Raw genomic sequence first — 10,928 nt, forward strand, 5'->3', positions numbered from 1 at the left:
GCCGTACCCGTACCAGCAGCCCTCCCCTCCTCTTCAAGCGTCGAGAGCTTTCCCGAGCGCGCCAGCGCTAGCACCTTAATGGGGAGACGTTGATGCCGACGCGCGGTGGTCAGCCGATCTTTCTGGCGGCAGAACTGTGCCAGTAGCTTGCTGAGCGCCTGATCAAAGGCCACAGTGGCTTTGGAGGCACTAACTTCGCTACGCAGCATGGGCGTCGTTCCAGCCAGCAGGATCTGCACAGTGTAGCGATCTTGGGCGCTGCGCGTGTGCTCCTCTGCAATGGTAACTTCGAGACGGGCGGCATTGTTGCGGGGAGAGATGAGACGCGTGAGTTTGTGAGCCTTGCGCTCGATGTGCTGCCGCAGACGAGGCAAGACCTCCATCTGCTTGCCTTTGATGATGATCTGCATAGCTTTTGACTCCCTCTTTCCAAGGCCACAACACCGGTCAGCTGAGGTGCCCAGGCAGCCCTTGGCGCCTGAACCCCATGAAACGCAGGAGAGCAGACCCGCACCGTGGGCGCAGCAGGGTCCGGCTTATTATACCATCCTTCACCTCCCTATGACCAGCCTGACCAGCCACCGCCTAGCTAGCAGCAACCCGCGTCGCCACCCAGTCCTTCCAGCTCCCCTGAAACATGAAAAAGGTGTTATGGAATTGCTGCATTCCGACAACGGATGCATGCTCAAAAGATGAACAAATTTTCATCTATGGCGGTCCTGGATTCATAAAATGTTCATCCATTGCTGTTAAGCTAATGATAGCATTGCAGCAAGTCTGCACAGTGGAATGAAGGAAGGGGAGTGGCATTCATGGCGCAGATTCCGAGCGATCACCACATTACCTATCAGCTCCAGTACCGCAAGTGCGGAAAACCGACCTGCAGCACCTGTCGTGAGGGGCAAGGACATGGCCCCTACTGGTACGCTTATTGGCGAGAGGGATCACGGCTGCGCTCAGGCTATGTTGGCAAAGAACGACCGGCAGGGAGTTCGTCACCAGAGCAGGCGAGGAAGCAGCGGCCAGGTGATCAGCGCGATGAGCGTCAGGCACGTCGGGGAAACACGCGCCTCTCCCTGGTGCCGGTTCTCAGCTAACAGAGCTAGCTCAGCAAAAGCCAAGCCGACCCCAGATGAGCAGTCCTAGTGATTGCCAGTACCTTCCAGGGAGAAGGTCGACCGATCAGGCGAAATCAGCATTACTCGGTTCCTACAAGGAGAGAGGCGGCTCCCTCTGCCTCTTGTAGGGAGAGAGACGAGAGAGCCTCGGTCTCGGAAAGCAATGCTCCCTTGTCTCTGTCGCCACTTCTACTTATGTGATAGAATCATCTCGACAGTATTCTACCCAGAGTTGGGAGCTGCGGGATGAAATGTCCATATTGTGGCGGCACCGAGTCACGTGTCAAAGATTCGCGTGATATCGGCGACGCAATCCACAGGAGACGTGAGTGCGAACGCTGCAAAGGGCGCTTTAGTACTTATGAGCGGGTCGAGCCATCGCACCTGATGGTCATTAAGCGCGATCAGCGCCGCGAGCCTTTCGACCGCCAGAAACTCTACATCGGCATTCGCAAAGCCTGTGAGAAGCGGCCCCTGCCCGTCGGAGAGATTGAAAGCGCCATCGATGAGATCGAGCAGGAGCTGTACCGTATGGGCCGGCAGGAGGTGCCCAGCAGCGTGATCGGTGAGCTGGTCATGGAGCGCTTGCGCCGCATGGATAAGATTGCCTACATCCGCTTCGCAAGTGTCTACCGCTCCTTCGGAGACGTGGAAACGATGTTCGAGGAGATCCAGCAGCTGCTCAATCGCGAGAAGGCAGAATAAGCCTGGAACCATGCTTATCCCGCCTCCCTCACGACCCGAGCAGAGTGGCCTGACTAACCGCTGTGGCAGGAAGACCTGCGTTCTCTTCCTATCCGCCGCGTTGGTCTCCTCTCGTCTGGGGCCGGCTGCACCCGCCGAGCTGGTAGAGCGGGGGGGGACTCTGGCGTCTTGCTGTCCTTTGGTGCTGATGCCTCCTTCCATTCTCTCCCATTGTATCCATCCCTGCGCCGGTCCCCCTTCTTCTCGTCTGACCCCTTTCGCGTTTGTTGCCCACCAACAATGATCCCCTTAGCGCTCCGCGAGGCGCCCCTCCGCTTTGCGCAGGCGGCGGCTGAGTACGCTCAGTAATTTGAGAGCGATCTCCGGCTGCCTTCGTAGCACGGAACGAAACTCCCAGATCGGCAGGAGGATGGCCGTCGTCTCTTCCTCGGCAACGACGCTGGCCGAGCGTGGCAGATCATCTAGCAGGGCCATTTCCCCCAGTACTTCCCCTGGCCCCGCCGTTCCGATGACTTCCTCCGCTCGATCCGGGTCCTTGGCCTGGACAATACGCACTCGCCCCGCCGTGATGATGTAAAGGCCAGTTCCTGTATCCCCTTGATGAAAGAGGACTGTCCCAGCGCTGTAGTGCCTCTCCTGAGCACTTCCAGCAAGCTCTTTCAGCTCTTTTTGGCTTAATCCAGAAAATAAGCTCACCTTTCTTAGTGTTTCTTCATACATTGTAGATGGCTCCTTATCCAAAATTGGCTCGCTACCCGAGCAGGCTCCTGCCACGCTTCCATCGCTCTGGCCCTGCCGTATTGTATCACAGTGACTCAGCCTTGTCTCCTTTTTGACTTTCTGACGGCGACGCACTACAATAAGTGGGACGACTGCTAGACACCCAGATGAACGTATGCCCGAGCCACTCGCTAGAGAGATCAAAGAGCCATGACAACGCAAGATATCTCAGTGGCCCACCAGCGGCTCCGCGAGGGAGTCGATGCCCTCAATGAGGGAAAACTCGATAAGGCCGCCGAGGCCTTCAGCGATGCCGAGGTACGCTTTCGCCTCGCTGGCGACTATCGCCATGCTGGCGATAGCCGTATGCTGCTCGCAGAGGTTCAGCAGCAGAATAATCTGATCGATAGTGCTATCATCAGTTACTCACGTGCGCGCAACTATTATCGCCAGGCCGAGCAGCCGCTGAGCGAGGCTGCCGCGACAATGGCCCTGGGCCACCTGGAGCGGCAGCGGGCTCATCTTGATTTGGCTCAGCAGGCTTACGAGGAAGCAGGCCTCCTCTACCAGCAGCAGCGCTCAGCCAGGGGACAGGGCAATGTCTGGCTCGCTCTGGGCCATCTGGAGCTGCAGCGCGGCCATATCTCGCAAGCCGCTACCTATTATCAACAGGCGATTACAGCTTTTCAGGAGGCGGGCGAGGCGATTACGGAGGCGGACGCCCGCCGCAGTTACGGCGATACTCGCCGGCTGGCACAGGAGTTTACAGCCGCTGAGGAGGCCTATAGACAGGCTTTGGCTGTCTACGAGGCTCAGCGGGACTATTATGGCGCTGTTGATGCCCTGAACGGTCTGGCCCAGATCTGTTTAGAACAGTGGCGGCTCTCCGAGGCTGCTGATCTCTTCGGCGAGGTGATTCGGCGATCTCTAGAGTTGGAGTATGAGCTAGGCCAGGCCGATGGTAGTCTTGGCCTGGCAGCAGTGGCGCTGGCTAACAATCAGCTCGAGCAGGCCTTGGCTAGCGCACAGCGTGCTCAGCAGGTCTATGAGGATCAGCGCAATGCTTTGGGACTTGCCCAGGCACTGCGTTTGTTGGGAGAGATTAATCTCCGCCGTGGTCAACTGGCTTATGCGAATTCACAGGTGCAGCGTGCTCTGCGCACGTACCAGGCTCTTGCTCGCCGTCCTGGTACGGCAGAGGCTCAGCTCTGTCTAGCCGAGATTCTGCGACGGCGCGGTCAACTGGAACGGGCCGCGGAAACCTTTTCGGCAGCCCAACAGCAAGCGCATCTTTCCGCAAACGCTCTTCTGCCAAGTCAGGCCCTGCTTGGACTGGGCGATATCCATCGTCAACGCGGCCAGCTCGCCCGTGCTCATGCCCTTTATGAGGAGGCCGCTACTCTGGCCGCTCAGTTGGTTGAGCCATTCCGCTCCTACGCTCAGGCGGAGGTGGCACTCCGTCAAGCACGGCTGGCTATCGCCCGTGGCGCTCTGCAACTCGCTTGGGAGCAGCTCAATCAGGCCCGCTCATGCGTTGAATCCGGTCCGCTGCATGCACGACTTGGCCCGCTGTTGGCCCTGGTCGAGGGGGAGTGGTATCTGACGCTCGGCGAGTTCTGGCGTGCTGAGGGTCGCTTCAGCGAGGCACGCCAACGGGCCGAGGCCATCCAAGAGCCGTTGCTTGCCACCGAGGCCTTGCTCTCCCTCGCTCGCACCTACCTGGCCCGCAGCGAGCTGGAAGCGGCTTCCTTGACCTATACCGAAGCCGAACGACAGTTTCAGCAGTTGGAGAATCCTGTCGGCATAGCCGCTGCAACCCTGGGTAGCGCTCAGGTACTGATCGGCCAGCAGCGCTGGTCAGAGGCAATTGAACGTTGCGAGGCAGCCCTGGCACGCTTCGAGCAAAACGAGGACCTGGCCGGTCAAGCAGAAACGTTGCTGGCTCTGGGCCTGGCTCGCCGCAATAACGAGCAGCTCAGTGAGGCCTGGACAAGCTTCGAGAGCGCCCTGCGCCTCTACCAGCAGCAAGGTCAACCGCTGGGAGAGTCAGATGCTCGCTATGAGCGCGCCGGTGTGCTACTGGCTCAGGGACGACTCGCTGAGGCCGCCAGCGAGCTACAAGAGGCGATCCGCCTCGTCGAGGGGGTGCGCCAGACGCTGCCTTCCCCCGAGCAGTGGACAGCTCCCTTTATGCGTCAATATGCGGCGCTCTACGCCCAGGCAGCCATTACTGAGCTGCGCCGGAATCAGGAGCAGCAGGCCCGCGCTCTGCTGGCGTCGTATGTCCGCCTCGCTGGTCCTCACGAGCTGCAGGAGCAGCTGAAAGCTTATGAGGAGAGCATCCCCACTGGAGGGGAACACTTGAGTGAGGAGGCCATTAGCGCGAATAAGGATCTGCTGAAACGCCTCCGCCAGCTTCGAAAGGATGTGGCCTCTTAGGGAAGGCCCTTTGGCTCCATTGGCAAGGGTCAGGTGGTCCCCCTCTCTGCTAGAGTAAGGTATGGCAGGCTGGCAGACACAGCAGGAGCAGGAGGAGCACAGGAGGAGAAGATGCATGCCAGGCTGTCACGATGGGTTGCTGACCTGATACCTTGCCAGTGGGCTTTAAACGCCTTATTATCTAGCTAGCAACAAGATAAAGAACAGGCCACGAGCAACGGGAGGAGACTATGGATTTGCGCTTCTTGCGTGGTGACCCCCAGGCCCCTAAAGGCCATGCGATCTTTTTCGCCCGCAGCAGCGAGGATGAGCGGCGTATCTTCTATACCTACTGTGTGGTGCCGCCTCTCCCTCTGTCTTTGGCCAGATATCTGCCTTCAATCCTGGCCGCTCACTTGCCAATGGATGAGCCTAATGTGCAGGTGATGCCCATTCCACCCATGTTGGAGGAGCTGGAGCAGGGACAGGGCCTTGACTATCTGCACACTTTGGCCCACTATCGCGATGATGATCTCTGCGAGCTGGGGGCGATCCATCCGCGCGATGAAGCGGCAAAGATGCAGTTGGCTGCTCAGGCTTGTCAGGAGTATGGCCAGCTCTACCTGAACTACAGCGCCTCTTTCGAAGAGGCCGCTAGCCGTTCCTCTACAAAGGATGAGCTGCCGGCTTTGGATGACTTGGACCCGGAGGAGCTGCTCTTTCAGACGATGACTGACCGCCAACGCCTGGCAGAGCTGGGGAAGCTGGTCGGGGTCGCCCGTTACGCCCTCGAAGGGAACGATACTCACTTGCTGCAGGAGACCCGGCAGAAAATGCAGCGTATCGTACGACTCCTGCCCGAGAAGTATAAAGGCAGCGCTCTGATCACAGCAGCTTGCGATACAGGCAAACACTCCGCTCGCATTGCTGAGCTGTATCTGGAGCGCGCTTATAAGCTTCTCGATGAGGAATACGCTGACATTCCGCGCATCGAACAGGCGATCCGCGAGCTGCAACAGTCTGCTTGAAGCGCGTGCCTCTCTCTCCTCCCTCGAGCCTTTCCAGCTCGTGTGGCACTGCCCCAGCGCCGCAGGGTTCACGGTCAGCAGCTGGTCTGTCTCCTCCCTCTGTGGCTTTGCTTCCTTCTCTTTGGCACTTGTTCGCTTGAGTTTGATCATGATCCTAATCAAACAAATAAGGTAATGGAGATATTTTATGGCATCAGTCGGCATGAGGGTTGATCTCTCGGAGCTGGTCGAGGCCGCGGCTGCGGCTGATGCGCCACGCCTGGCCAGCCTGACCCGGGAGCTGGTTCATGGGAAAGCAGATATTGATGTGCTAATCGGGCGCGTTGGGATGATCGCCGCTCATGGTGATCGTGAAGGACACGTCGTACTAACCTTGACCGCCGCCAGCGTTCTGAGTCGCTGGTTACATGCCTATGATCATCTGGTAGGTGAAAGTGTCGAGAATCGCTTACGCCCGCTGCCGCTCTTGGTCCAGGCTCTGTGCGCGGCAAGCGCGGCGGTACGCGAGGGACAAGGCAGGCAGCCCAACTACCCTCGACCCTATTACCCCAGCGAGTTGCCAGAGGGGCAGAGCGTTGGCGCTTTGATGCGCGAGGCCATCTATCAGAATCAGGCTGAGTTGGCTGAGCGGCTCCTCTTCGGCCTCTATGCGACCGGCGCCGACTACCGTACGCTGCAAGCTCGCACCTATGAGGGGCTGGCGATGACCTTCCATCAGGCGGGCCACCCGCTGATGTTTGCCGTTCGTGGCTACCAGCTCCTCGATCCGGTAGAATGGGGCGATCGTGTCCCCAATATTATTCACTGGCTGGCCCCTCATCTGCCCATCCGCAGCGAGGAACCAGCCTGGGTCGGGACCGTGCGCGACTTTGTTGCTCAGCACCAGGGCGATTTCGATCTGATCCGCCGACGCATCTCGCCGCCGAAGAATGAACGCGCCCTTCCTCTGCGTGATCTTCTACTGAGCGATGCCAGCCCAGTGCAGGTCTGCCAGGCCATTCATGAGACGCTTATCCAGGGCCAAGCTTCGCCGCGCGCCGTTGGCTCGGTCATCGCGCTCACGGCGGCAGATATTCTGCATCAGATCAGCGATGAGGATCGTACGGCTTTCATCCAGGCGGCTCACGGTCTTCTGTACGCCGCGGCTGTGCGCCTGGTCTTTGCCCAGGTGCAAGACATCGAGGTGATTCCCCTGCTCTTCACTTCAGCCGTCTTTGTTAACGAGCTGCGTAAGCAGTTGGGACTGGCCAGCGGCCAGAGACAGTCAAGTACTCCTCATGTCCATGTTGGCGGGGGTTTGCTAGCTCCTGCCCTCCTGGAGACGCTGCAAGGCGAGCTGGAGGCCCGTGATCTCGAAGGCGCCTATTTGGCCGCCCGCCGTTACCTTAATCTTGGCTATGAGCCAAAGCCGCTTTTCGCGACCATTGGCCTGGTCGCGGCTCAGGCGGATGCTGCCGCTGATCAAGGTCATACTCTGCAGATTGTACAGGCGGCGGGCGAGGAGTTCATGGGTTGGCCTCGCGATCTCACGGAGGTCGATCTGAGTGTCTTCTTGCGGGCCGCCCTGCGGGCTGCGGCCCTGGCCCCACGCAATACACTGACATCAGCGCTCTAGAGCGGCTCAGACGCATAGGAGCGATGGGAGCGCCCAGACGCTAGTGGGTGGGTAACCGGGACAAGGTCGTTAGCCCTTCTCTGAGACGAGAGGCCGGGATATCAGCGCTGGATCTGCACGGCTGGCAGGCTGGAAGATGAGGCATCAGGCCAGGACGACAGTAGCAGGAGGAAGGAGTGAGCCGAGCAGCACCGTTCTGGGTCCCGGCCTCTCGCTTCATATGCCTGCCAGCTCCCTGCTCGCCCAGACCGTCGCTACTCTATTAGGGGAGGTTAGCAGCTAGCCTGGTTATGACGATTGGGAACCTGTCCCTGCTCTGTGCCGACGCTTTCCCCATCGCTCCGCGTTCTTCCCTTAGAGGTCTTTCAGCGCAGCGATTTTGCAGGAGCACAAGAAGAATGATGAGTCAGATCGATCTTCCTCAGAAGCAGAGGAGTAGACAGTTTCAGCAGGGCTTGACGACTGCGCTCTGCCTGCTAGCTCTCTTGCTTACGTTGACCTCCTGTCAGATTGGCAATCGGCAGCCGCGTCTGGTAAAAGCTCCGGCCAGCAAGCAGGTCTATCGCGAGCCGCAGATCGGCCTTTCAGACTATACAACACTTGATCCGGCCTTGGTCACTGACCCCGCGGCAATTCGGGCCGTTGAACTCGTCTTTACCGGACTGGTCCAGCTTGACGATCAGCTGCAGGTCCGGCCTCAGCTCGCCAGCTCATGGACGGTCTCCAACGACGGCCTCAGCTGGACCTTCCATCTAAAACCTAATCTGAAGTTCAGCGATGGTACGCCGCTGACCGCCCAAGACGTGGCTTATAGTCTTGATCGCGCACTGCAACCGTCAACCCGCTCGACGACTGCACCTCTCTATCTGGCGCTCCTGCGCGATGCCGATAAGCTGTTGGCCGGCACCATTTCAACGCTCATCAACGATAGTATTCTGGTGCAGGACAAACAGACCATCGTGCTGATTACACGGCAGAAGGCTCCCTACTTTTTGAGCATGCTCACTAATCCTTGCTCCTTCGTTGTCGAGAAGCGTCTTATCGAGAAATATCACGGGAACATTAGTGATCATTTGACCGAAGGCGGCGGCGCCGGTCCCTTCAAGGTGGCTCGCTATACCCACGGCCAGGAGATCGACTTTGTCCCAAATACCCACTACTATGGAGCTAAACCCCAGTTGAGCCGCATCGTCTTTTCTTTCTACCGCCAGGCGAGCGATGCTTACCATGCCTATCAGAGTGGCCAGGTCGATCTGACCAGCGTCCCCTTGACCAGCTATGCCAGTGATAAAAAGCGAGCAGACTTTCACCAGGTACCGCAGCTATGGATCAACTACTACACGATGAACTATCTCGTGAAGCCTTTCGATAATATTCATATTCGCCAGGCCTTCGCGCTGGCGATCAATAAGGTCACGATCGCCGAGCAGGTCTGGAAAGGCACCGTGCTACCAACAAACCATATTGTGCCCCAAGGTATGCCGGGGTATAACGCGAAGCTGACAGGCCCCGATGGGACGCAAAACCTAACCGGCAATCCGGCCAAGGCCCGCCAATTGCTAGCCCAAGGCCTGCAAGAAGAGCATCTGTCAAGCCTGCCTCCTATTAGGCTAACCTATGCTACAGGGCTGAGCACGCTTGACCAGGAGGCCCAGGCTCTGATTGAGATGTGGCACCAGAATCTGGGTGCCACTGTTACCCCCGACCCTGTCGACTATAATACCCTTCTGAGCCGCGTGACGGCGGCCACTAATAACCCCAATGGACTGCAGATGTGGGGTCTGGCCTGGGTCGCTGAGTATCCTGACCCGCAGGACTGGCTCTCGGCTCAGTTCGGTCAGGGCGTTCCTAACAATAATATGAACTATGGCCAGAATGTCAGCAGCGATGCTGCTATGCAACAGCTCGTGCAAAAGAAGCTGGCGGAGGCCGATAGTACACTGGATCCAGCCACGCGTCTGCGCCTCTACCAGGAGGCAGAACAGCAGCTTGTCAATGACGTCGCCTGGTTGCCTCTGGAACAGGTGCAAACCGTCTTTCTACGCAATCCGTTGGTGGTAGGCTTCAAGGACAATGGGATGAATCTTGTTCCGCCCGATGACTGGGCTAACATCTACGTTGTCGAAAGCCAGTCGTGAAGGGATTCCCCACTCTCTCCAAGGAGAGCGGCAGAGCTTAGGTCTCAGATTGTCAGAGCGGCCCTTCTTTGGGCGAGAGAGGCTGTGAGCGTTAGTTAGCCGCCTCTGCCGCTGCTCCTTCTCTCTGAGAGATTCAGGAGCCAGGGTCCAACTACAATGGTCCAGCGCCTTGAGCCCCCTCCAGGGTTCCAATGGCCCGATTGATCTGGCGCTTCCCTCACACGCATGGTCCTCCTTTCCTACCGACGGCTCCTGCGCTTGCTCCCGGCAGAGGAGCCCCGTATCATAACACCAACAGTGGTGCCAGACTACAGATGCCACTTGCCCATTTCAACTATCCTCCAGCCTGGAGCAGGCCGAAGACCGGCATCGGATCAGAGCGCTCCTGGTAGCCTCGCACTTCGCCAGATGGAGCGATCGCGAGGCGAGTCGCCCCAGAGCAAGCGCCGCACAATTGGGCTGCCTTCGCTCTCTGGCTGGTTAGCAAGCAAGTAGTACTATTACTGTCCACTACTATCCAGGGCAACTGGTGATCGATCTCTAGCCAACATGCCAGCTTGCTTTCAGCAGCAATGGAGAAGCTCCCTATGTCTACCCAGCAACGTGTGAGCATGGCAGGTCTTGCAGGCCTGCTTTCTCTGCTAGTGATCCTGCTGGGAGCCTGCGGAGGCAATGCCGGGAATACCACTGCCGCGCGTAAAGCTCCGCCTAGCCAGCAGGTCTTTGTCGAGCCGGAGCGAGGGATCAGCGATCTGTCGACCTTCGATCCCGCTCAAGCCTTTGATGTTCCCTCCGTGACAGCAATCCAAATGGTTTTCACGGGTCTGGTCTCGCTGGATAAGGACCTGGTTGTTCGCCCACAACTGGCCAGCTCCTGGACAGTCTCGCCCAACGGCCTGACATGGACCTTTCATCTGAAACCCAATCTGAAGTTTAGCGATGGCACCCCCTTGACCTCAATGGATGTTGCCTACAGCCTTGATCGGGCGCTGCAGCCCGCACAACGCTCATCAACAGCCCTTACCTATCTGGGCCTTATTAAGGATGCCGATCAACTGGTCAAGGGACAGATCCGTACCATCATCGGCGACAGCGTCCTCACACCCGATCCCGAGACGGTCGTCATCCGGGCGCGCCAGAAGGCTACCTATTTCCTCGATGCCCTCACCTATCCCTGCTCCTACGT

At 58.5% G+C, this 10,928-nt stretch carries 9 protein-coding genes; 7 read left to right on the top strand and 2 right to left on the bottom strand.

What is annotated here, in order from left to right; all coding sequences use genetic code 11:
• On the bottom strand, positions 1–410 hold a 410-nt coding region (gene raiA, locus IRZ24_RS11055), incomplete at its 3' end, for a ribosome-associated translation inhibitor RaiA (protein ID WP_297163923.1).
• 402 nt (positions 411–812) lie between these two features.
• On the opposite strand from raiA, the gene IRZ24_RS11060 reads away from it, so the two are divergent.
• Both IRZ24_RS11060 and nrdR read left to right on the top strand, forming a co-directional pair.
• Positions 813–1,097 carry a DUF6788 family protein gene (locus IRZ24_RS11060; RefSeq protein ID WP_297163926.1) on the top strand — a complete coding sequence of 95 codons (285 nt, stop codon included), beginning with the start codon at positions 813–815 and terminating at the stop codon, positions 1,095–1,097.
• Positions 1,098–1,364: 267 nt separating this feature from the next.
• Positions 1,365–1,823 (top strand): transcriptional regulator NrdR, encoded by a 459-nt coding sequence (gene nrdR / locus IRZ24_RS11065; protein ID WP_052888556.1) that lies wholly within the window; start codon positions 1,365–1,367, stop codon positions 1,821–1,823.
• 288 nt (positions 1,824–2,111) lie between these two features.
• Here the strand turns inward: nrdR and IRZ24_RS11070 are convergent, their stop codons facing one another.
• A complete protein-coding gene (locus IRZ24_RS11070) occupies positions 2,112–2,543 on the bottom strand; it encodes a cyclic nucleotide-binding domain-containing protein (RefSeq protein WP_297163930.1) in 432 nt (143 codons plus the stop codon).
• Between the two features lie 210 nt (positions 2,544–2,753).
• On the opposite strand from IRZ24_RS11070, the gene IRZ24_RS11075 reads away from it, so the two are divergent.
• The 5 genes from IRZ24_RS11075 to IRZ24_RS11095 all read left to right on the top strand — a co-directional run.
• Positions 2,754–4,982: a tetratricopeptide repeat protein gene (locus tag IRZ24_RS11075; protein WP_297163933.1), complete on the top strand. Its 2,229-nt coding sequence runs from the start codon at positions 2,754–2,756 to the stop codon at positions 4,980–4,982.
• 230 nt (positions 4,983–5,212) lie between these two features.
• Complete coding sequence (locus IRZ24_RS11080) at positions 5,213–5,989, top strand: hypothetical protein (RefSeq protein WP_297163936.1); 777 nt, start codon at positions 5,213–5,215, stop codon at positions 5,987–5,989.
• A gap of 187 nt (positions 5,990–6,176) precedes the next feature.
• Positions 6,177–7,604, top strand: coding sequence for a hypothetical protein (locus IRZ24_RS11085; protein ID WP_297163938.1), 1,428 nt, complete (start codon positions 6,177–6,179; stop codon positions 7,602–7,604).
• Between the two features lie 398 nt (positions 7,605–8,002).
• On the top strand, positions 8,003–9,742 hold the full coding sequence (locus tag IRZ24_RS11090) for a peptide ABC transporter substrate-binding protein (protein ID WP_297163941.1): 1,740 nt from the start codon (positions 8,003–8,005) through the stop codon (positions 9,740–9,742).
• A gap of 587 nt (positions 9,743–10,329) precedes the next feature.
• The coding region (locus tag IRZ24_RS11095; RefSeq protein ID WP_297163944.1) for an ABC transporter substrate-binding protein at positions 10,330–10,928 on the top strand (599 nt) is incomplete at its 3' end.

The organism is Thermogemmatispora sp., assembly GCF_019683755.1.
In the GTDB taxonomy this organism is placed as follows: Bacteria; Chloroflexota; Ktedonobacteria; order Ktedonobacterales; family Ktedonobacteraceae; genus Thermogemmatispora.

Coding starts and splice junctions, on each gene's coding strand:
- IRZ24_RS11085 (WP_297163938.1), top strand. CDS start 6,177: ATGGCATCAGTCGGCATGAGGGTTGATCTCTCGGAGCTGGTCGAGGCC.
- IRZ24_RS11070 (WP_297163930.1), bottom strand. CDS start 2,543: ATGTATGAAGAAACACTAAGAAAGGTGAGCTTATTTTCTGGATTAAGC.
- IRZ24_RS11075 (WP_297163933.1), top strand. CDS start 2,754: ATGACAACGCAAGATATCTCAGTGGCCCACCAGCGGCTCCGCGAGGGA.
- nrdR (WP_052888556.1), top strand. CDS start 1,365: ATGAAATGTCCATATTGTGGCGGCACCGAGTCACGTGTCAAAGATTCG.
- IRZ24_RS11090 (WP_297163941.1), top strand. CDS start 8,003: ATGATGAGTCAGATCGATCTTCCTCAGAAGCAGAGGAGTAGACAGTTT.
- IRZ24_RS11060 (WP_297163926.1), top strand. CDS start 813: ATGGCGCAGATTCCGAGCGATCACCACATTACCTATCAGCTCCAGTAC.
- IRZ24_RS11080 (WP_297163936.1), top strand. CDS start 5,213: ATGGATTTGCGCTTCTTGCGTGGTGACCCCCAGGCCCCTAAAGGCCAT.